The sequence below is a fragment of the Actinomyces oris genome (assembly GCF_006546825.1).
GTDB lineage: Bacteria > Actinomycetota > Actinomycetes > Actinomycetales > Actinomycetaceae > Actinomyces > Actinomyces oris.
Map to the genome: position 1 here is coordinate 250101 of NZ_VICC01000006.1, position 21999 is coordinate 272099.

Annotated in this window: 18 protein-coding genes; 12 read left to right on the forward strand and 6 right to left on the reverse strand. The window is 66.4% G+C overall.

What is annotated here, in order from left to right:
- The first annotated feature begins 177 nt into the window (after positions 1–177).
- The 12 genes from pyrR to FK267_RS08620 all read left to right on the forward strand — a co-directional run bounded on the left by pyrR (position 178) and on the right by FK267_RS08620 (position 15001).
- A complete protein-coding gene (pyrR, locus tag FK267_RS08565) occupies positions 178–846 on the forward strand; it encodes a bifunctional pyr operon transcriptional regulator/uracil phosphoribosyltransferase PyrR (protein WP_141406937.1) in 669 nt (222 codons plus the stop codon).
- Positions 843–1832, forward strand: a complete 990-nt coding sequence (locus FK267_RS08570) for an aspartate carbamoyltransferase catalytic subunit (protein WP_141406938.1) — start codon at positions 843–845, stop codon at positions 1830–1832. The genes pyrR and FK267_RS08570 overlap by 4 nt, the downstream gene beginning before the upstream one ends.
- Positions 1829–3151 (forward strand): dihydroorotase, encoded by a 1323-nt coding sequence (locus tag FK267_RS08575; protein WP_141406939.1) that lies wholly within the window; start codon positions 1829–1831, stop codon positions 3149–3151. The genes FK267_RS08570 and FK267_RS08575 overlap by 4 nt, the downstream gene beginning before the upstream one ends.
- Positions 3144–4367, forward strand: a complete 1224-nt coding sequence (gene carA, locus FK267_RS08580) for a glutamine-hydrolyzing carbamoyl-phosphate synthase small subunit (RefSeq protein WP_141406940.1) — start codon at positions 3144–3146, stop codon at positions 4365–4367. The genes FK267_RS08575 and carA overlap by 8 nt, the downstream gene beginning before the upstream one ends.
- Before the next feature lies 1 nt (position 4368).
- Positions 4369–7728: a carbamoyl-phosphate synthase large subunit gene (gene carB, locus FK267_RS08585; RefSeq protein ID WP_141406941.1), complete on the forward strand. Its 3360-nt coding sequence runs from the start codon at positions 4369–4371 to the stop codon at positions 7726–7728.
- A complete protein-coding gene (pyrF, locus tag FK267_RS08590; protein WP_075377679.1) occupies positions 7725–8603 on the forward strand; it encodes an orotidine-5'-phosphate decarboxylase in 879 nt (292 codons plus the stop codon). The genes carB and pyrF overlap by 4 nt, the downstream gene beginning before the upstream one ends.
- Positions 8604–8755: 152 nt before the next feature.
- Positions 8756–9067, forward strand: a complete 312-nt coding sequence (gene mihF, locus FK267_RS08595; RefSeq protein ID WP_009406210.1) for an integration host factor, actinobacterial type — start codon at positions 8756–8758, stop codon at positions 9065–9067.
- 57 nt (positions 9068–9124) lie between these two features.
- Positions 9125–9718, forward strand: a complete 594-nt coding sequence (gene gmk / locus FK267_RS08600; RefSeq protein WP_075377680.1) for a guanylate kinase — start codon at positions 9125–9127, stop codon at positions 9716–9718.
- Between the two features lie 45 nt (positions 9719–9763).
- Positions 9764–10162 carry a DNA-directed RNA polymerase subunit omega gene (gene rpoZ, locus FK267_RS08605; RefSeq protein ID WP_004564860.1) on the forward strand — a complete coding sequence of 133 codons (399 nt, stop codon included), beginning with the start codon at positions 9764–9766 and terminating at the stop codon, positions 10160–10162.
- 12 nt (positions 10163–10174) lie between these two features.
- Entirely contained in the window at positions 10175–11539 is a 1365-nt protein-coding gene (gene coaBC / locus FK267_RS08610; protein WP_075377681.1) for a bifunctional phosphopantothenoylcysteine decarboxylase/phosphopantothenate--cysteine ligase CoaBC, read from the forward strand.
- Between the two features lie 69 nt (positions 11540–11608).
- Positions 11609–12814, forward strand: a complete 1206-nt coding sequence (gene metK / locus FK267_RS08615; RefSeq protein ID WP_075377682.1) for a methionine adenosyltransferase — start codon at positions 11609–11611, stop codon at positions 12812–12814.
- A gap of 39 nt (positions 12815–12853) precedes the next feature.
- The gene (locus tag FK267_RS08620; protein ID WP_081379283.1) at positions 12854–15001 is read left to right on the forward strand and encodes a primosomal protein N'; all 2148 of its coding nucleotides are present in this window, start codon (positions 12854–12856) and stop codon (positions 14999–15001) included.
- Between the two features lie 50 nt (positions 15002–15051).
- On the opposite strand, the gene FK267_RS08625 is transcribed toward FK267_RS08620, so the two are convergent.
- The 6 genes from FK267_RS08625 to argF all read right to left on the reverse strand — a co-directional run bounded on the left by FK267_RS08625 (position 15052) and on the right by argF (position 21936).
- Entirely contained in the window at positions 15052–15714 is a 663-nt protein-coding gene (locus FK267_RS08625; protein ID WP_075377683.1) for a TetR/AcrR family transcriptional regulator, read from the reverse strand.
- A 196-nt stretch (positions 15715–15910) separates the two neighbouring features.
- Complete coding sequence (locus FK267_RS08630; RefSeq protein WP_075377684.1) at positions 15911–17275, reverse strand: MFS transporter; 1365 nt, start codon at positions 17273–17275, stop codon at positions 15911–15913.
- A gap of 131 nt (positions 17276–17406) precedes the next feature.
- Complete coding sequence (locus tag FK267_RS08635; protein WP_141407180.1) at positions 17407–18420, reverse strand: DMT family transporter; 1014 nt, start codon at positions 18418–18420, stop codon at positions 17407–17409.
- A gap of 187 nt (positions 18421–18607) precedes the next feature.
- The gene (locus FK267_RS08640) at positions 18608–19735 is read right to left on the reverse strand and encodes a serine/threonine protein kinase (RefSeq protein WP_075248172.1); all 1128 of its coding nucleotides are present in this window, start codon (positions 19733–19735) and stop codon (positions 18608–18610) included.
- Between the two features lie 209 nt (positions 19736–19944).
- Entirely contained in the window at positions 19945–20925 is a 981-nt protein-coding gene (arcC, locus tag FK267_RS08645) for a carbamate kinase (protein ID WP_004564868.1), read from the reverse strand.
- A gap of 3 nt (positions 20926–20928) precedes the next feature.
- Positions 20929–21936 carry an ornithine carbamoyltransferase gene (argF, locus tag FK267_RS08650; protein ID WP_075413879.1) on the reverse strand — a complete coding sequence of 336 codons (1008 nt, stop codon included), beginning with the start codon at positions 21934–21936 and terminating at the stop codon, positions 20929–20931.
- Positions 21937–21999 lie beyond the last annotated feature (63 nt).

Here is a 21999-nt window from a genome sequence, read left to right on the forward strand (position 1 = left end):
GAAACACGTCCCACTGACACTGGAGTCAGGCGCTGAGCCGTTCCGCAGCCATTGGCGTGACCTTCGTCTCCGAAGGTCGTGCTGTGTGGGCGAGCACATCCTGCCGGAGGTGACGTACACTCGATGGCGACCAACATCCTTTAAGTCCGTCCAGAGAGGCGGGGAAGGAGGCCTGAAATGGCCGAAAGTTTGTCAGGCGCCTCTGGCGCACCGATCCAGGGCAAGGAGATCCTCGGACCTCCCGATATATCCCGTTCCCTGTTCCGTATCGCGCACGAGATTCTGGAGCGCAACCACGGGACGCAGGACATCGTCGTCCTCGGGATCCCCAGTGGGGGAGCACCACTCGCGCACAGACTCGTCGAGGCGCTTGCTGTCGCCGCGGGAGAAGGGACGCAGTGGTCCGAGCAGGCCGAGCAGGCACAGGTCGCCGCCAAGGTCCCGGTCGGCACCCTGGACATCACCATGTACCGCGATGACCTGGGACGTCACCCCATCCGTGTTCCCCGCCCCACGGAGATCCCCCAGGGGGGCATTGACGGCAAGGTCGTCATCCTCGTCGACGACGTCCTCTACTCCGGGCGCACCATCCGGGCCGCCCTCGACGCCCTGGGCGCCGTCGGCCGCCCCCGGGCCGTGCAACTGGCCACACTCGTGGACCGCGGACACCGGGAGCTGCCCATCCGAGCCGACTACGTGGGTAAGAACCTGCCGACCTCCCGCTCTGAGAAAGTGGTGGTGTCCCTGACCGAGCTCGGCGCCTCCACCGACGCCGTCACCATCGTCCCCGCAGACGTCCCCACTGAGCGTTCGAGTGAGCGCAGCAACCAGGAGGCCACCCGATGAAGCACCTGCTCTCCGCCAAGGACCTGACCCACGACGAGGCGGTCATGGTCCTGGACACCGCCGAGGCGATGGCCGCCACCCAGCGTCATGCGGTCAAGAAGCTTCCGACGCTGCGCGGCAAGACCGTGGTGAACCTCTTCTTCGAGGACTCCACCCGCACCAGGCTCTCCTTCGAGGCCGCCGCGAAGCGCCTGAGCGCCGACGTCATCAACTTCTCGGCCAAGGGCTCCTCAGTGTCCAAGGGCGAGTCCCTCAAGGACACCGCCCAGACGATCATGGCCATGGGGGCGGACGCCGTCGTCGTGCGCCACTCCGCCTGCGGCGCCGCGCACCTGCTGGCCCACGCCGGCTGGATCAACGTGCCGGTCCTCAACGCCGGTGACGGCACCCACCAGCACCCCACTCAGGCCCTTCTGGACGCCATGACGCTGCGACGCTGGTACATCCCCGGAGCGACCGAGACGGCGGACGGCAGCCCCGCCCCGCAGGGGCGGGACCTGGAGGGCGCCCGCCTCATCATCGTCGGAGACGTCCTGCACTCCCGGGTGGCCCGTTCCAACGTGGACCTCATGACGGCTCTCGGCGCGAAGGTCACGCTCGTCGCACCTCCCACACTGCTGCCTGTCGGTATGGACGACTGGCCCTGCGAGGTCTCCTACAACCTCGATGAGGCGATCGAGGAGATTCAGCCCGACGCCGTCATGATGCTGCGCATTCAGCGTGAGCGCATGAGTGCCGCAGGAGGGGGCTTCTTCCCGAGCCCTGCCGAGTACTCCAGTGTCTACGGCCTCACCTCCGCCCGTCGCCGGGCCATGCCGGAGCACGCGATCGTCATGCACCCCGGCCCCATGAACCGTGGCCTCGAGATCACCGCCGAGGCCGCCGACGACCCCCGCTCGCGCATTATCGAGCAGGTCGGCAACGGAGTCTCCGTCCGTATGGCCGCCCTCTACCTCCTCCTCGCTGACGAAGGGAACCAGCTGTGACCTCCCACCTCCTGACCGGTGTCCGCCCCTACGGCGAGGACCCCACTGACATTCTCATCACCGACGGCACTATCACCGCCATCGGCCCTGACGCAGCGGCGAAGGCCCCGGCCGATGTCCAGCGCCATGACCTGGACGGGCTCATCGCCCTGCCCGGGCTCGTCGATATCCACACTCACCTGCGCGAGCCCGGAGGGGAGTCCGCCGAGACCATCTACTCCGGTACCCGCGCCGCAGCCGTCGGCGGCTACACCGCCGTTTTCGCGATGGCCAACACCACGCCCGTCCAGGACAACGCCGGTGTCGTGGAGCAGGTGCTGCGGCTGGGCCGTGAGGCAGGCTGGGTGGATGTCCACCCGGTGGGCGCCGTCTCGGCGGGACTGGCCGGCGAGCACCTCTCCGACATGGGTGCCATGGCGGCCTCCGCCGCCCGGGTGCGGGTCTTCTCCGACGACGGCAAGTGCGTCTCCGACCCCGTCCTCATGCGCCGGGCCCTGGAGTACGTCAAGTCCTTCGACGGCGTCATCGCCCAGCATGCTCAGGACCCCCGCCTCACCGAGGGCTCCCAGATGCACGAGGGCGTCGTCTCCGCCGAGCTGGGACTGCGTGGCTGGCCGGCAGTGGCCGAGGAGTCGATCATCGCCCGCGACGTCCTGCTGGCCGAGCACGTCGGCTCGCGTCTGCACGTGTGCCACCTGTCCACCGCCGGCAGCGTCGGGATCATCCGCTGGGCCAAGTCCCGCGGCATCAATGTCACCGCCGAGGTCACACCGCACCACCTCCTGCTGACCGATGAGATGGCCCGCACCTACTCCCCGCTGTACAAGGTCAACCCCCCGCTGCGTACGGCCGAGGACGTCGAGGCGGTTCGCGAGGCCCTGGCCGATGGCACCATCGACGTCGTCGGCACCGACCACGCCCCGCACCCCGTGGAGGACAAGGACTGCGAGTGGCAGGCCGGAGCCTTCGGCATGACCGGCCTGGAGACCGCACTGAGTGTCCTGATCGAGACGATGGTCGCCACCGGCCGCATGACCTGGCGCGACATCGCCCGGGCCATGTCCTCGACCCCGGCCCGCATCGGCCGCCTGAGCGACCAGGGCTGCGAGCTCGAGGTCGGTGCCCCGGCCAACATCACTGTGGTCGACCCCGAGGTGCGCCGCACCGTCGACGCCTCCGCCCAGTGGACCAGCTCCACCAACACCCCCTACGCCGGGATGGAGCTGCCGGGACAGGTCATGGCCACCTTCCTCCACGGCCGCCCCACCGTGCTCGACGGCGCTCCCGTTGAGGCTCCCGCCGGCTCGGCTCATGCCTGAGCTGAGCCACCGCCCAGCCGCCCTCCTCGTGCTGGAGGACGGCTGGGCCCTGCGGGGCCGCAGCTACGGGGCCCAAGGGCGCACCATTGGAGAGATCGTCTTCTCCACCGGGATGACCGGGTACCAGGAAACACTGACCGATCCCTCCTACCACCGCCAGATCGTCGTGCAGACCGCGCCACACATCGGTAACACCGGGGTCAACGACGAGGACGCCGAGTCGGACCGTATCTGGGTGGCCGGCTACGTCGTACGCGAGCCTGCGCGGCGGGCCTCCAGCTGGCGCTCCCGTCGGGAGCTGGAGGACGATCTGCGTGACGCCGGCATCGTTGGCCTCTGCGAGGTCGACACCCGGGCCCTGACCCGGCATCTGCGCGAGGCGGGCGCGATGCGTGGCGGCATCTTCTCCGGGGACGCCCTGCCTGCCGGAGGCACTGACCCCGGTGGTCCCAGCCAGGCCTGCATCGACATCTGCCTGGAGGCCGTGCGCAGTGAGCCGCCCATGAGCGGCCGCGCCCTGGCCGCCGAGGTGACTACTCCCTCCGGCTACGTCGTCGAGCCCACCGGACCGGCCAAGGGACATGAGCCGGTCGCGGTGCTGGTCGCCATCGACCTGGGCATCAAGTCCCGCACCCCGTGGCAGTTCGCCGAGCGCGGCGTACGCGTCCACGTCCTGCCCCAGTCCACGACTCTGTCCGAGATCCTTGCCCTCAGACCCGATGGCATCCTGTTCTCCAACGGCCCCGGAGACCCGGGGACTGCCGACGCCGAGATCGAGCTCCTGCGTGGCGTCCTCGACGCGCGCATCCCCTTCTTCGGCATCTGCTTGGGCAACCAGCTCCTGGGACGTGCCCTGGGCTACGGCACCTACAAGCTCACCTACGGGCACCGCGGCGTCAACCAGCCCGTTCTGGACCGTGCCACCGGCAAGGTGGAGATCACGGCCCACAACCACGGCTTCGCCGTCGACGCACCCATCGATGAGCCCTCTGTAGCCCCCTTCGACAACGGTCGCTACGGTCGGGTGGAGGTCTCCCACCTGGGACTCAATGACGGTGTGGTCGAAGGGCTACGGGCGCTGGACCTGCCGGCCTTCTCCGTCCAGTACCACCCCGAGGCCGCTGCTGGGCCTCATGACGCCGAGCACCTCTTCGACCGATTCATCCGCCTCATGCGGGAGCACCGCCGGGGCCAGGACCGCGAGGACACAAACTGACATGCCTGTTCGCCCTGATATCAGCTCCGTCCTGGTCATCGGATCGGGCCCCATCGTCATCGGGCAGGCCTGCGAGTTCGACTACTCCGGCACCCAGGCCTGCCGCGTCCTGCGCGCTGAGGGAATCCGCGTCATCCTGGTCAACTCCAACCCGGCCACGATCATGACCGACCCCGACGTCGCCGACGCCACCTATATCGAGCCGATCACCCCAGAGGTGCTGACCACCATCATCGCCAAGGAACGGCCCGACGCCCTCCTGCCCACCCTGGGCGGGCAGACCGCCCTCAACGCCGCCATGAGCCTGGTCGAGCGCGGCGTGCTCGATGAGTACGACGTCGAGCTCATCGGCGCCTCTGCAGCGGCCATCAACGCCGGGGAGGACCGTGACGAGTTCAAGGACGTCGTCGAGCGTTGTGGCGCCGAGGTCGCCCGCAGCGTCATCGCCCACACCATGGATGAGTGCCGCGCGGGGGTCGATGCCCTGGGCGGATACCCGGTCGTCGTGCGCCCTTCCTTCACGATGGGCGGTCTGGGCAGCGGTGTCGCCTTCAATGACTCGGACCTGCATCGCATCGCCGGGGCGGGTCTGGCGGCCTCCCGCACCACCGAGGTTCTCCTGGAGGAGTCGATCCTGGGCTGGAAGGAGTACGAGCTCGAGCTCATGCGCGACACCGCCGACAACGTGGTGGTCGTGTGCTCCATCGAGAACGTCGACCCCGTGGGAGTGCACACCGGCGACTCCATCACGGTCGCCCCGGCCCTGACCCTCACCGACCGCGAGCTCCAGAGGCTGCGGGACATCGGCATCGCCGTCATCCGGGAGGTCGGGGTCGATACCGGTGGCTGCAACATCCAGTTCGCCGTCGACCCGGCCACCGGCAGGATCATCGTCATCGAGATGAACCCCCGCGTCTCCCGGTCCTCAGCCCTGGCCTCGAAGGCCACCGGCTTCCCGATCGCCAAGATCGCCGCACGCCTGGCCGTGGGGTACACGCTTGACGAGATCCCCAACGACATCACCGGCTCCACCCCGGCCTCCTTCGAACCGACCCTGGACTACGTGGTCGTCAAGGTGCCGCGCTTCGCCTTCGAGAAGTTCCGGGGCGCTGACCCCCGGCTCACCACCACCATGAAATCGGTCGGCGAGGCCATGGCGATCGGTCGCTCCTATACGGAAGCCCTCCAGAAGGCCTTACGCTCTCTGGACAAGAAGGGAACCGCCTTCCACTGGGACGGACCGGCGCCCAGCCAGCAGCAGACCGCTGAGCTGCTGGAGTCCATCGCCGTGCCCACCGAGCACCGGCTGGTCGACCTCCAGCAGGCCGTGCGCGGTGGAGCCACCATTGCTCAGCTCCACGAGGCCACCCGCATCGACCCCTGGTTCCTGGACCAGATGCTGCTTCTTGAGGAGGTGGCCCAAGAGGTCAAGGGCGCATCCGCGCTCACCGCGGACGTCCTGGCCCTGGCCAAGCGCCACGGCTTCTCCGACGTCCAGGTCGCCTCCCTGCGCGGCATCAGCGAGGACACGGTGCGAGAGGTCCGCCATGCCTTCGGCCTGCGGCCCGTCTACAAGACCGTTGACACCTGCGCCGCCGAGTTCGCCTCACGCACCCCCTACCTCTACTCCAGCTACGACCTGGAGACCGAGGTGGCATCCCGCGAGCGTGCGGCCGTCATCATCCTGGGCTCGGGTCCTAACCGGATCGGCCAGGGCATTGAGTTCGACTACTCCTGTGTTCACGCCGCGATGGCCCTGTCCGATCGCTACGAGACCGTCATGGTCAACTGCAACCCTGAGACCGTCTCCACCGACTACGACATCTCCGATCGGCTCTACTTCGAGCCTCTGACCTTCGAGGACGTCATCGAGATCTACGAGGCCGAGCTGGCAGCCGGACCCGTGACCGGTGTCATCGTCCAGCTCGGTGGTCAGACACCGCTGTCCTTGGCGGCCAGACTGGCCAAGGCCGGGGTACCGATCCTGGGAACGAGTCCCGAGGCGATCGACGCCGCCGAGGACCGTGAGGCCTTCGGGGTCGTTCTTCAGCGTGCCGGCCTGCCCGCACCAGCGCACGGCACCGCTCTGAGCGACGAGCAGGCGCGCTCGGTCGCCCAGGGCATCGGCTATCCGGTCCTGGTGCGCCCCAGCTACGTGCTCGGCGGCCGCGGTATGGAGATCGTCTACGACGCCCAGGGTCTTGACGACTATCTCCAGCGCGCCGGTCTTGAGCCCGGAGGCGTCTACGGTACCGGGCCACTACTCATCGACCGTTTTCTCGACGACGCCATCGAGATCGATGTCGACGCCCTGTACGACGGCAGTGAGCTGTTCCTCGGCGGCGTCATGGAGCATATCGAGGAGGCCGGTATCCACTCCGGTGACTCCGCCTGCGTCATGCCGCCCATGACCCTGTCCGACACGGAGATCGCTCGCATCCGGCGCTCCACTGAGGCGATCGCCAAAGGTGTGGGCGTGCAAGGGTTGCTCAACATCCAGTTCGCCCTGGTCTCCGACGTTCTCTACGTCATCGAGGCCAACCCCAGGGCCTCGCGCACAGTCCCCTTCGTCTCGAAGGCCTCTGGTGTGCAACTGGCCAAGGCGGCGGCCCTCATCATGACGGGGGAGACGATCGCCTCGCTCAGGCGCTCCGGTCACCTTCCCGAGGCCGACGCCGCCGTCACCGATCCCGATGACCCGATCGCCGTCAAGGAGGCGGTCCTGCCCTTCAAACGGTTCCGTACCACCGAGGGCCGCGTGGTTGACACGATCCTGGGGCCGGAGATGCGTTCCACCGGCGAGGTCATGGGCTACGACGTCGACTTCCCGCGGGCCTTCGCCAAGTCCCAGGCCGGTGCCTACGGTGGTCTACCAGGAGAGGGAACGCTGTTCGTCTCGGTGGCCGACCGGGACAAGCGAGCCATCATCCTGCCGGTGGCTCGGCTCGCGGAGCTCGGCTTCACGGTCCTGGCCACGACCGGGACCGCACAGGTGCTGCGCCGCAACGGGATCGACGCCTTGGCGGTGCGCAAGATCAGCCAGGGCGTTGGTGACCACGGCGAGCAGACGATCGCCGAGCTCATCGAGTCCGGAGCCATCGACATGGTGGTCAACACCCCCAAGGGCCAAGGGGCCCGCGCCGACGGCTACTCCATCCGCGCGGCCACCACCGGTGCCGACCGTCCCATCATCACCACCGTCCAACAGCTCCAGGCAGCGGTCCAGGCCCTCGAGGCCCAGCTGCGCGGTCCCTTCCGGGTTCGCAGCCTCCAGGAGCACATCGCCGCCCGCCGATCCCGGCGAGGCTCGGTATCCGAGTCCCACCCCGTGGCCCCCGTTGACGACAAGGAGACCAGATGAGTTCCACCGCCGCTCACCAGACCAGTCGACGCCCCTTTGGAGCCCGCTTGGCTGACGCCATGGACGACCACGGGCCCCTGTGCGTCGGCATCGACCCCCACCCGAACCTGCTCGAGGCCTGGGGCCTGGCCGACTCGGCCGCAGGCCTGCGGGACTTCGCCCTGCGGACCATCGATGCGGTTGGTGGACACGTGGCCGCCGTCAAGCCCCAGTCCGCTTTCTTCGAGCGTCATGGCAGCGCCGGCATCGCGGTCCTCGAGGAGGCCCTGGCGGCCCTACGCGACCTCGGCACCTTGTCCGTTCTCGACGTCAAGCGCGGGGACATCGGTTCCACGATGGCCGGCTACGCTCAGGCCTACCTGTCCGACGACGCTCCTACAGCCGCCGACGCCATCACCGTCTCGCCCTACCTGGGCTACGGGTCCCTCACACCTGCACTCAACCTCGCCGAGGCCAACGGACGCGGCGTTTTCGTCCTGGCCCTGACCTCCAATCCGGAAGGAGTCGGCGTCCAGCACGCTGTCAACGGGGACCAGGCCGTGGCCGCCGGCATCGTGGAGGGCGTGACCGCCTCCAACGCCCAGGCCAGTGGCGAAGGCAGGCTCGGCAGCATCGGGCTGGTCATCGGCGCCACCGTCGGTGGGGCCGTGAGTGACCTGGGAATTGACCTGCAGCGCGCCAATGGTCCGTTGCTGGCGCCGGGCGTGGGCGCCCAAGGCGCTGGGCCGGCCGAGCTGGAGGCGGTTTTCGGGACGGCGCGCCGTCAGGTCCTGGCCTCCACATCACGCGGGGTTCTCAAGGCGGGACCCTCCATCGACGAGCTGCGAAAGGCAGCGTCGGCATCCGCCTATGAGGCCGCAGCAGCTCTGCGCTGAGTCTGAAGGTGCTGCAGCCCGCCTCGGATTGAGGGTGTGTGCGGAAACACGAAGTCGGTGGTGGAATATAGGCCCCTGCGAATGCGAGTACACCTGGCCCGACTTATGCTCGTGGTGCGGGTCACTGGTATTCGACCGGGAGGAGACACACCATGACGCTTCCGACGCTGACACCCGAGCAACGGGCTCAGGCACTGGAGAAGGCTGCTGCGGCGCGATCGCATCGCGCCCGTATCAAGTCCGAGCTCAAGAGCGGAGAGCTCAAGCTCTCCGAGTTCTTCACCGCCTCAGAGACGGATGATGTCTTGGGCAAGATGAAGGTCAGAGCACTGCTCATCTCCCTGCCACGCGTGGGGACCACAACAGCTGATGCCATCCTCGCTGACGTGCATATCGCCGAGTCCCGGCGAGTGCGTGGGCTGGGGGCCAACCAGCGGGCGGCACTCGTGGAGCGCTTCGGCTAGGAAGGCCGCTTAGACGCTGGGTCGTGCCGACGGGTCCCGGTAGGCCATGATGTGGCCATGACCGACGTTGCTGCCTCAGACCCGTCCGTTCCCGCTCTCGCCCGCCTGACCGTTCTGGCCGGCCCCACGGCGGTGGGTAAGGGCACTGTCGTCACCGAGCTGCGCAGACGTCATCCAGACCTGTTCGTCTCGGTCTCGGCCACCACCCGTCGGCCTCGTCCCGGTGAGGTCGACGGCGTGCACTACCACTTCGTCAGCGATGAGGACTTCGACTCGCTCGTCACCAGTGGTCAGATGCTGGAGTGGGCACTGGTCCACGGAGCGCATCGTTACGGCACCCCCCGGGGCCCGGTCCAGGACCGGCTCGATGCCGGATGCCCCGCACTGCTGGAGATCGACCTGGACGGTGCCCGGCAGGTGCGTCGGGCGATGCCTGAGGCTCGCCTCGTCTTCCTCGCGCCGCCGAGCTGGGAGGAGCTCGTCCGCAGGCTCGTCGGTCGCGGTACCGAGGATGCCCATGAGCAGGAGCGGCGCCTGGCCACGGCCCGCACCGAGCTGGACGCGGCCGGGGAGTTCGACCACGTCGTCATCAATGACACCGTGGCGAGCGCCACCGCGGAGCTGGAGAGACTCATGGGATTGGGCAGTTAGAATAACGTGGCTCTGAACTATCGAGATTGAACCGGAGGCATGCACATGCTCGGAACCTCTCCCCAGCCCGAGGGCATCACCAACCCGCCGATCGACGACCTTCTGGAGAAGGTCGACTCCAAGTACGGGCTCGTGGTGGAGGCCGCCAAGCGCGCCCGCCAGATCAACACCTACACCCAGCAGCTCGAGGACAACCAGTTTGAGTTCTTCGGTCCGCTGGTCGACTCCGAGGTCGGCGAGAAGTCCCTGGGCATCGCTCTGCGTGAGATCGCCGAGGACAAGCTCGAGGTCATCCCCGGGGACGTGGCCCGAGCCCGCCGCGCCGAGGCCGAGGAGGCCCGTCGAGCCGCGGAGGCTGACATGTTCAGCGACATCTCGCTGGATTCCCCGGTGTCCCTCGAGGGCGGCGAGACTCCCACCAGCCTCGACGACATCCAGTTCTGAGCCCGGCTCGCCATGGACGAGCCGCACACTGCTGTGACTGAACGCGCCGTGACCGCCGTCGAGCGGTCACGGCGCGTCGTCGTCGGCGTCGCCGGGTCGATCGCCGCCTACAAGGCCCCTTTCGTCGTTCGACTGCTGCGTCAGGCCGGGCACGAGGTCAAGGTGGTGGCCACCGAGTCGGCGCTGAGGTTCATCGGTGCTCCGGCTCTGGCGGCGGTCAGTGGCCGGGCCGTATCCACCGGGGTCTTCGATGACCCGGCCGCCGTCGAGCACGTGGCCGTGGCCGAGTGGGCCGAGCTCGTCGTGGTCGCTCCGGCCTCGGCGGACCTACTGGCGCGGGTACGAGTAGGACGGGCCGACGACATGCTTACCGCGACGATACTGACCTGCCAGGCCCCCGTCGTCCTGGCGCCGGCCATGCACACCCAGATGTGGGTCAACCCCGCCACCCGGGAGAATGTGGCAGTGCTGCGTGAGCGTGGTCTGACGGTCATCGAGCCGGACAGCGGGCGCCTGACCGGCAAGGACTCCGGAGTGGGCCGGATGCCCGAACCCGAGCAGATCGTGTCGCAGGCCCTGGCCGCCTTGACACATGCCGCCGCCGGGTTCGCGGGAGCGCAGGAGGCCTCGGGGGAGGGCGACAAGAGTCTGCAAGGACGGCACGTCGTCATCTCGGCCGGCGGTACACGCGAGCCCATCGATCCGGTGAGGTACCTCGGCAACCGCTCCTCAGGACGCCAGGGCTGCGCACTGGCGGCGGCCGCTGCCGAGCAGGGAGCCCGCGTCACCCTGGTGCAGGCGCACGTGGCCTCCGACCTGCTCAAAGCCCTGCCTGCGCAGGTGAGCGTTGTCGCGGCCGGTACCGCCGCGGACATGCTCCGTATCGTGCGCGATGCCGCCCGCGACGCCGACGCCGTCATCATGGCTGCCGCCGTCGCCGACTACCGGCCCGTCACCGTGGCCACCACCAAGCTCAAGAAGCAGGCACCCTCCGGAGTGGAGAACTCCGGAGAAGCGGCCAGGTTCACCAGGTCCACGATGTCCGCCATGTCCATTGAGCTCACCACCAACCCGGACATCCTGGCCGGGTTGGTGAGCGACCCGCCTCGGCCCGGACAGATCGTGGTCGGATTCGCCGCCGAGACCGGGGACGAGAACGGTGACGTGCTCTTCCACGGCAGGGCCAAGGCCCGCCGAAAAGGGGCGCACCTTCTGGCGGTCAACGCGGTGGGGGAGGAGCTCGGCTTCGGAGACGTCCCCAACGCCGTCGTCGTCCTGGATGCCCACGGCACTGAAGTCGCGCGTGGACAGGGCAGCAAGATGGACGTCGCCCGCCTTCTCATCTCTTTGACTGCTGACCTGGTGAATGGGGCCTGAGGGCCGGCTTCCGCATTTTCGTGGGTAACGCCACGACGGATCAGTTCCGGCGGTGACTACGATGGGTGCGTGAGTTCCTCCTTACGTCTGTTCACGTCCGAGTCGGTCACTGAAGGTCACCCGGACAAGATCTGCGACCGTGTCTCTGATGCGATTCTCGACGCCATTCTCGAGCAGGACCCCACCGCACGCGTCGCGGTGGAGACCATGGTGACGACCGGCCTGGTGCACGTGGCCGGAGAAGTCACGACGGAGAGGGCCTACGTTGAGATCCCTGAGATCGTTCGCCAGGAGATCTCCGCCATCGGCTACACCTCCTCAGATGTCTGCTTCGACGCTCGCTCCTGTGGTGTGTCGGTATCGATCGGGCAGCAGTCCGCGGACATCGCGGCGGGGGTCGACAAGTCCCTTCAGGCCCGTCGGGACGACACGGACATCGATCCTCTCGACCTGCAGGGTGCCGGAGACCAGGGGCTCATGTTCGGCTACGCCTGCGACGACACCGCGGCTCTCATGCCCCTGCCCATCCATCTGGCTCATCGTCTGGCGGAGCGTCTGGCCTTCGTGCGCAAGCAGGGCATCCTTCCAGGACTGCGCCCCGACGGCAAGACGCAGGTGACGATCGGCTACGACGGCCAGCGCCCAGTCAGCCTGGACAACCTGGTCATCTCCACCCAGCACGACGCGGACCGCACTCGTGCCTGGCTGACCGACGCTCTGCGTACGGAGGTCATCGAGCCGGTGCTGGCCGCCCAGGCAGAGGCCGGTACCGAGCTCGACACCGCCGACACCGACGTCCTCATCAACCCCTCGGGACAGTTCATCATCGGTGGTCCGGCAGGTGACGCCGGCCTGACGGGACGCAAGATCATCGTGGACACCTACGGCGGAATGGCCCGTCATGGCGGGGGCGCATTCTCCGGCAAGGATCCCTCGAAGGTGGACCGCTCCGCCAGCTATGCCATGCGCTGGGTCGCCAAGAACGTCGTCGCAGCCGGACTGGCCAGAAGGTGTGAGATTCAGGTGGCCTACGCCATCGGCTCTGCTCACCCCGTGGGCGTCTACGTGGAGACATTCGGGACGGCAGCCGTTCCTGAGGAGCGCATCATGAAGGCCGTCAACGAGGTCTTCGACCTTCGTCCGGCCGCGATCGTGCGCGATCTCGACCTGCTGCGTCCCATCTACCGCGCCACCAGCTCCTACGGCCACTTCGGGCGTCCCGGCTTCAGCTGGGAGGCCACCGACCGCGTCGAGGCCCTGCGCCAGGCCGTCTGAGTCCCGCGTACTCGGGGCGGAAGACTTCCGAGGGGTTGTATGGCAACCGGCTACGACGACGCCGCTTCTGCCTCCGGTGAGTCGGATGGCCCCGCACGTGGTTACGGCGTCAGCAGGCAGGGTGAGCTGCTGGAGCTGCCAGAGCCCGGTCAGCGCACAGTGACGGTGGCCGGGGTCCGTGACCCCGTGGCCAGGGTTCTCCTGGACTCCCCGGTGCCGCACCTCGACCGCACCTTCGACTACTTGGTTCCTGCGGTGATGGCGCAGCAGGCCCTGCCTGGCACCCGGGTCATGGTTCGCTTCGGTGAGCAGGAGATGCGCGGATGGATCTGGGAGCGAGGGTCCACGACCACCCATATCGGCCGGCTCTCGGCTCTGCGGCGAGTGGTCTCCGACCTCCCGGTCCTGCCGGAGGGCTCGCGTCGCCTCATCGAGGCCGTTGCCTCCCGCAGCTGCGGGACACGCTCCGACGTCATTCGTCTTGCGGTTCCGGCAAGGCACGCCACCACGGAGAAGGCTGAGAGGGACAAGGCTCCCCTCGCACTTCCCACCTGGGATCCGCCGTCCTCAAGTGAGCTCAGCTGGCGGCCTTACGACGGTGGTGAGGAGTTCCTGAGACGGCTGGCTCACGGTGAGGCTCCACGCGCGGTCTGGTCCGCCCTGCCGGCCCAGCTGCCGCCGCCCGAAGCACGTTCGTCGGACGACGACGGCAGGCGCGTCCCGGTGGTGTCGCCGTGGCAGCTGTGCCTGGCCCGAGCCGTCCAGGCCACCTTGGCGAGCTCTCGCGGCGCCGTCGTCGTGGTGGCAACGACCCATCAGGCTGAGACCCTGGCAGCCCGGATCAGGCGCGACCTGGAGGGGGAACCGGTGGTGGTGCTCTCAGCCGAGCACGGTCCTGCGCGCCGTTATCGGGCATTCCTGGCTCTCCTGCTGGGGCGAGCCCGGGTGGTCGTCGGCACCAGGGCGGCGGCCTTCGCCCCGGTGCACCGGCTTGGGCTGGCGGTCGTCTGGGACGACGGGGACAACCGGTTGGAAGAGCCTCACGCCCCCTACAGTCATACGCGCACAGTCCTGGCCCTGCGCTCGACGTTGGATGGAGCCGGCCTGCTCATCGGTGGATTCAGCCGTTCCGTGGAAGCGCAGTCGCTCGTCGAGCAGGGATGGTGCCAGAGTCTGGCGGCGCCACGGCATATTGTGCGCGGTGTTGTCCCTCGTGTGGAGGTTCCTGGCCCGGCAGAGCTGGACCGGGAGGGTGCGTCCGGGGCGGCCCGGCTCCCGTCGCTCGCCCATCAAGCACTGCGGCGGGCCCTGCAGGACGGACCGGTTCTCATCCAGGTGCCGCGCGCCGGCTACGCGCCGTTGGTGGCCTGCGCCCGGTGCCGCGAAGCCGCTCAGTGCGCTGTCTGTGGCGGCCCGCTGGCGATGGACCAACGGGGGCGCACCTCCTGCCGTTGGTGCGCTCGTACGGTGGGGCGGTGGAACTGCCCTGAGTGCGGCGGCCATGGACTGAGGATGGCGACGGTCGGTTCCACGCGTACGGGTGAGGAGCTGGGGCGGGCCTTTCCCGGCGTCCCCGTGGTGGTCTCAGGAGCCAGGGAGGCCCACGGCGTCATCGACGAGGTAGACGACGCGCCACGTCTCGTGGTGGCCACGCCCGGGGCGGAGCCGGTGGCCGAGGGCGGATACCGGGCTGTCCTACTTCTCGACGGCGCCGCACTGTCCTCCCGTCCCGATCTTGGTGCTGCCAGCGAGGCATTGCGCCAGTGGTCCAATGCCGTGGTGCTGGCGGCGCCGTCGGCCCGCGTTGTCCTTCTGGGAGGCCCGGAGCCGGTGGCGGCACAGGCCCTCGTGCGATGGGACCAGGTGGGATTCGCCCGCAGAGACCTTCTGGAGCGGGCCGACCTGCACCTACCGCCCGCATGGCGAGTGGCCCGCTTGGACGGGCCGGTACGCGGCGTGGAATCCCTCCTGGCTCAGGCCGAAGCCGATGGCTTTGAGGTGCTCGGCCCGGTGGCGCCACCGCCCGTTCACGGTCAGGTGCTCCCCGACGCGGCCAGAGCCCTGGTACGCGCTCCGCTGTCACGTGGCAAGGCGCTTGCCACCATGTTCAGGGTACGACTGCGCGACCGATCAGCCCGCCGCGAGGAGCCGGTTCGTGTTGAGCTCGACCCCACCCGTTTGTGGTGAGGCAACCGTGAAGATGCGAGGGGGAGAGGCAGACCCGCTCGGACGGCTCACTAGTCAGCAGTGCTACCCGTCACCGCTGTGACCGGCGACGTGGCGGGAGAGCCATGAGGCGACGCAGCGCTCAGCGTGTCACCAGGCGCCTGGAAGGGTGGCATGCCATGGGCCAGGGAGATGAGATCCGTCAGTAGCCCCGCGGCGGTGGACTTGACGTTCCACCCCTCACTGAGCGCGGTGACCGCAGCACCATCCACGATAGCGATGACCATCTCCGGTTCGAGCGGGCTGTCGAGCTGACGCAGCACCCGGCGCAGTGCGGCATTGAGACGTTGCCGCCCCTGACGGTAGGCGTGCTTCACCGGAGATGCCTGGCTGGCTGAGATGAGCTGAAGATAGTGCCCGAAGTAGCCGCCATGGGCGGGAAGAGTCGCTTGGAGGATGAACCGCACCCGTTGGGGGACGTCCGGAACGCCCTTGAAGGCCTCCACCCGGTCGGCGACGTGCTCCGCCCGAGACGCCCACAGTCCGATGTTGACCAGACCCGCCTGATGGAGGAGATCCTCCAAGCCGTCGAAGTAGTAGGTTGTCGCAGACAAGGAGCACCCGGCTCGCTTGGCGACACTGCGGTGGCTGATCGCGGACGGTCCTGACTCACGGATGATGGCCGCCGCGGCTTCGATGATGGTCTGACGACGGTCCTCACCTCGCGGGGTCACTCGCGATTCTGTGCGAGAGCCTGCGGGTACGGACACATCACTACTCGCTGCCTCTCCAGCGTCATGTCCATCAGTACGAGCCATACCCATCATCTTACGACGACAACGCGTTGAAGTCCGTAACAAGACGGTGATAATGACCTCGTGAGCAAGCAGTGTCTATTCAACTCGTCGTCAACTGCTCTCAGTGAGTGGGTCAGACTTCGGGGTGAGCCTGCTCCTCAGTCAGCTCCGACCCATGAATCGCACGAGAACGGAAGATTGCCACCATGGCGATCAGCGCGATCACCGTGAGATAGACCGCAGGTGCCAGGGGGGAACCGGTGACCTTGATGAGCCATGTGACAATGAACGGTGTTGTCCCGCCAAGAAGCGCATTGGCTCCATTGAAGGATAGGGCAAATCCCGAGTAGCGCACGTTGGTCGGGAAGGACTCAGCCAGGAAGGTGGCCAGAGTTCCATCATTGGCCGTCAACGCTATAGCGAAGACAATCTGACACAGGATGACCACGGCGAGCATGCCCGCAGCCTTCGTCATCACAACGAACAACGGAATCGTGAGCACAATGAACGCGACGCAGGCGGCGATGAGCATCCGACGACGCCCAAAGGAGTCCGACAGGTGCCCCATGAGGAAGATCGCCGCAATGTACACGACCAGCATCACTGAGGTAGCCAGAGTGGAAGTGTCCTGGGAGAATCCGAGCTCTTCGTGAACATACGTCGGCATGTAGGTGAGAAGCATGTAGAAGGCGACGGCGTTGAGGCAGGAGACTCCAAAGGTAATGAGGGTCTCATGCAGGTGGTCTCGCAGCAGCAGCCGCAGCGGTTCGGACCAGCTGGCGGCCTTCTGCTCCTGCGGCATCTCCGCGCGCATCTCCTGGTATGCGGGGGAGTCCTCCAAGTGGACCCGGATGTAGCGGCCGATGAGCCCCAGCGGCCCTGCCAAAAGGAAGGGAACTCGCCACCCCCAGGTGTTCATGGCATCGTCGCTGAGGACCGAGAACATACCGGTCACCATGAGAGAGCCGGCAAGGAGGCCACAGGCAGTAGAAGCCGGAACCAGCGACGTGTAGATACCGCGCCGAGCCGGAGGTGCGTACTCGGCAAGGAAGGTTCCGGCACCCGCGTACTCGCCGGAGGCGGAGAATCCCTGAATCATTCGCAGGACAAGGAGGCTCATGGCGCTTGCCATGCCGATAGTCGCGTACGTGGGAAGGAGACCGATGAAGAATGTCGATCCGGACATGATAAGAATCGACCAGGACAGTGCCCAACGGCGTCCCCAACGGTCTCCCCACGCCCCCCATACAACGGCGCCGATCGGGCGCAGAATGAAGGACATCGCGAATACTGCATATGTCGAGAGCAGCTGGACTGATTTATCTGCCTCTGGGAAGAAGGCGTGACCAATGACGGTGACCAGGTATCCGTACGAGGCGTAGTCGAACCACTCAATGAAGTTTCCGATGAAGCTCGCCTTCGCTGCACGCCTCAGTGCGAGACTTCGTTCTGAGTCCAGATGATGGTCTTTCGTGCTTCCTGAGTGGGAGGTGTTCATAGCCTATGGCTCCAGCTCGGTGGATGTCGACGATGACGTAATGGTCATCCCAAGGTGAGACGTTGATGACTCTACATGTGATCCTGTCTGCCCGCTGGGAGTTGGCGCAGGCAGACAGGATCACAGGAGGATCAGGACGTGGAGGCGCGTGATTTCCGGGCGATGGCATCCACGATGATCGGGGCCAACCCACCGCCGACAATGAGCAGTCCGCCGATCATCCCCATGGGGGTGAGCTTCTCGCCCCAGACGAGCAGGCCGCACAGAATGGCGACCGGACACTCCCAGTAGGAGATCGTCGAGTACTCAACGGCGGGCAGGTTGCGCCCTGCAACGACCAGGAATCCCAGCGCGAAGAGGCCGCAGACGAGGAAGAGGGCCACTGCCCACATCCAGTTGGTGGCGGTGAAGGTGGAAATGCCGTGCCAAGGACGCAAGACGATGGACATGACCAGCGTTGCGCAGGCGGCCCAGAAGAAGTTCCACACACCGCGGACGATCGAATCGACATCCTTGCGGTACCCGTAGAAGAACAGTGCCAGACCGTAGAATATGCCGGACAACAGACCTAAAAGATCCCCTAGGCTCTTCTGAGGGAACTCTGGAGTTGTGGCCGACAGATCCAGTCCGAAAGTCAGACTCCCGTTCTTGAAGTCGATGATTCCAATGGTCAGCAGCATTCCTATGAACACGAGCGACAGGAAGATTCCGGAGAGCACGCTGATCTTCTCTTTGCGGAAAATGCGTGCGAGCAGTGCGCAGAACAAGGGTCCCGTGTAGATGAGGAAGACGGCATTGGAAATGGTCGTCATCAATGTCGAGGAGATGTAGCACCCCAGGGACAGGCCGATGCTGACCCCTCCCAGGATCACAGTGGTGCTCAGGCGGGTGCTCTTGAACAGCCCGGCCTTCCCGGTGAAGATGAGGATAAGAATGAACCCGAGTAGTCCGACGCTCATGCGGCCGAAGGCCAGGAACGAACCGATGACGGACTTGTCGGCGTGAGCGAGGCCGGCGGTCGTACCACGACTGATGGTGCCGACAAGGCCCATCCCGGTGGCGGAGAGAAGCATGGCGATGGCGCCCAGCTTCTTGTTCATGACGTACTCTGTGACAGAGGATTCAGCGGACGATGTCTGTGACATAGCAGTTGTGTCTCCTGAGTTCTCCCCCGGCGTGCGCGACGGACCGGCATCCTTGCCAGGTCTCACGCGGTCAGGAGGGCCTTCCCAGTCCTATGGAGCGGCCGCTGACCGCGCTGCGAAGAGCAGAGCCGGGTAAGGTGCGGGGCGGCAGCCCGGTCCCATGAGCCGCCGCCCCGCACCCTTGAGATCAGACCAGAGTCGGGTCAGCGACCTGGTTGGGGAAGTAGTCCTCGCAGCCACCCTCACGGTAGACATCGGCCGTTGCGCAGTGCAGACCACCGCCGAAGGCGTAGGCGTCACGGAAGGGAACCGGGATGACGTTCATGCCGAGCTTGTCCATCTGCTCCATCTGGTGGACCTCACTGGCCTCGACACACACGGTCTTGTGGTCGATGACCAGGCAGTTCATGGACAGCCAGACGGAGGAGTAGCACAGCGGCGGCGGAACCTCGTGGGCCGGGGGAGCCGCGTCGACGATCTGCCAGTCGTTGGCCTCGAAGATCTTGCGCTGCTCCTCGGGCAGGCGGCGGTGCGGGTTGTTGATGATGAGCCCGGGCCGCAGCGGCACGAAGGTGGCGTCGATGTGGATCGGGTAGGGGTCGCCGGGGAAGTTCACCGCGTGCACCCGCAGGTCCGGGTAGTAGCGCTTGAACCACTCCATCGCCTTGCGGTTGGTGGTCAGACCGTGCTGGATGAACAGGTCCTTACCCACGCGCATGACGTCGGCGGCGTCCCACATCGGCTCGAACTCGGTAGTCACGAAGTCCTTGGCGGCGGTGCGCTCAAGGCGCTCCTCCAGGGAGATCCGCTCGTCGTAGTAGTTGTGCTTGTAGGACTTGTCCGTCAGCCGCGGACGAGGGGCCTGAGTCCACTTGAACTCGGGGTCCTCCTCGAAGTACTGGTTCATGAGGGGCCAGTAGGCGAGGTATTCGAAGTAGCGGCAGCGGAACGAGTTGGCCGACGCCATGATCTCGTCACCGATGGTGAGCAGGATGTCACGCGGGGGCATCTGGGTGAAGCCGGACTCCGTGCGGAAGTCAGGCGTCTGGATGGCCTGGTTCCACTGCAGCGGCGTGGGGCGGTCCACCTGGACGCCCAGACCCTCGAGGATCTTGACGTAGTTGTCGAGCTGCTCGTTGGCGGCCTCAACGGTGGCGGTGGGGCGGGGGCCCCACATTCCGCGCATCTCGGAGTCGATCGGCACCTTCTCAGAGGTGGCGGGCTCCTCGGGAGGAATAACCGAGAAGTCGGCGCGTCCGACGATGACACGCTTGAGAGGGTCGAAGTCGTTCCAAGAGTTGACGATCTTCGTCATGAGTAAGTCACTCCTTTGTGCTCGATGTGTGATGAGTGAATGAAGACAAGTGATGTGTCTATGGCTCAACATTGTCATTCTACTCTGAACGAACTGCAAATGTAGCCGTAGGAGTATCTGAGTATAAGAATGATTGCTGAACCGTGGCACGGTCATTGTGGGTTAAGGGTGTTCACCACCTCCTTGAAAGACCGATGCCGTTGCGCCGGTCAGGCCCTGCGGATGCGCGTGTCGAGCTGCTCGGGAATCGGGGGATGGATATCGTCCGGCCCCCCGTAGTTTCCCCCGGGAGTCACGATAGTCCCTGCATGGCCCTCAATGATGGAAACGGCGTCCTCGAGGCGCCCGATTGCCGCCATGTCGCCAGTCAGCTCAACAAATCGGCACACCGCCTCAACCTTTGGTCCCATGGAACCACTGGGAAGTCCCATGGACCGCAGCTCTGCCGGCGTCGCCCTCGGAACCTGTTTCTGGTTCTCGGTCCCGAAGTCCCGAAACACTCCATCAACGTCCGTGAGGATAAGAAGCGCATCGGCCTCCAGGGCCTCGGCCATGACCGACGCCGTGAGGTCCTTGTCGATGACGGCTTCAATACCCTTGAGCTTGCCCTCCTCGCTGCGGACGACGGGCACACCGCCGCCCCCGGAGCAGACGACGATCGCGCCGGCATCCAGCAGTGTGCGCACTAGACGGGTCTCGATGACGCGCTGCGGCATGGGGGAGCCGACGACGCGGCGGTAGTGCTCGCCGTCGGGCTTGACCACCCAGCCCCGCTCCTCAGCCAGCTTCTCGGCCTCCTCCTTGGTGTACACCTCACCGACGAACTTGGTGGGGTTGGAGAAGGCCGGGTCACCGGCCATCACCAGGGTCTGATTGACCATGGCGGCCACGTGGCGACCGGGCAGGGCGTTCTGCATGGCCTGCAGCAGCCAGTATCCGATCATGCCCTGCGTCTGGGCACCGAGGGTATCGAAGGGGTAGGGCTCGGAGAGGCGCTCGTCATTGGCGGACTGCAGGGCCAGGACACCCACCTGGGGGCCGTTCCCGTGAGTCAGGACCAGCTCGTGCTTCTCCGCCAGCTTGGCCAGCTCGTGGGCCGCGATCTCGACATTGCGGATCTGGGTACTGGCGTCGGGCTTCTCCCCCCGACGCAGCAGGGCGTTTCCTCCGAGGGCGACGACGATTCTCACAAGTCAGTCCCACTGTCCCAGGGTCGCGACCATCACGGCCTTGATGGTGTGCATACGGTTCTCGGCCTGGTCGAAGGCGACGTTGCGCTCGGTCTCGAAGACGTCGTCGGTCACCTCCAGGCCCTCCATTCCGGTCTTGGCGAAGATGTCCTCACCGACCGTGGTGTTGCGGTCATGGAAGGCCGGCAGGCAGTGGAGGAACTTCACGTCCGGGTTGCCGGTGGCCTCCACCAGCTGGGCGTTGACCTGGTAGGGCGCGAGCAGGGCGATGCGCTGATCCCAGACCTCCTTGGGCTCACCCATGGAGACCCACACGTCGGTGTAGAGGAAGTCGACGCCCTTGACACCCTGGGCGGTGTCGTCGGTGATGAGGATGCGGGCGCCACTGTCCTTGGCCAGCTTCTCGGCCTGAGCCACCACCTCGGGAGAGGTCTGCAGCTCCTTGGGGGCCACCATCCGCACGTCCATTCCCATGAGGGCCGCCGAGATGAGCAGTGAGTTGGCAACGTTGTTGCGCGCGTCGCCCAGGTAGGCGAAGGAGATCTGCTCGATCGGCTTGTCGGCGTGCTCCAGCATGGTCAGCTGGTCGGCGAGCATCTGGGTGGGGTGCCACTCGTCCGTCAGTCCATTCCACACCGGGACGCCGGAGAGCTCAGCCAGAGCCTCGACGTGCTCCTGCTTCTTGCCGCGGAACTCGATGCCGTCATAGAAGCGGCCCAGCACCCGAGCGGTGTCCGCCACGGACTCCTTGTGACCCATCTGGGATCCGGAGGGGTCGAGGTAGGTGACTTGTGCGCCCTGGTCGTAGGCGGCGACCTCGAAAGAGCAGCGGGTGCGCGTCGAGGTCTTCTCAAAAATGAGAGCGATGTTCTTACCGGTCAGCCGCTTCACCTCGCGGCCGGCCTTCTTGTCCGCCTTGAGCTGGGCGGCCAGCTCGAGCAGGGAGCTCCACTCCTCGGCCGTGAAGTCGAGCTCTTTGAGGAAACTGCGGTTGTGCAGGGGGTGGGACATGAGGATTCCTTCGTCCAGTGTGGTGATGTACTGACAGTTCTTCTTATGTGTCGGCCAGGGCCG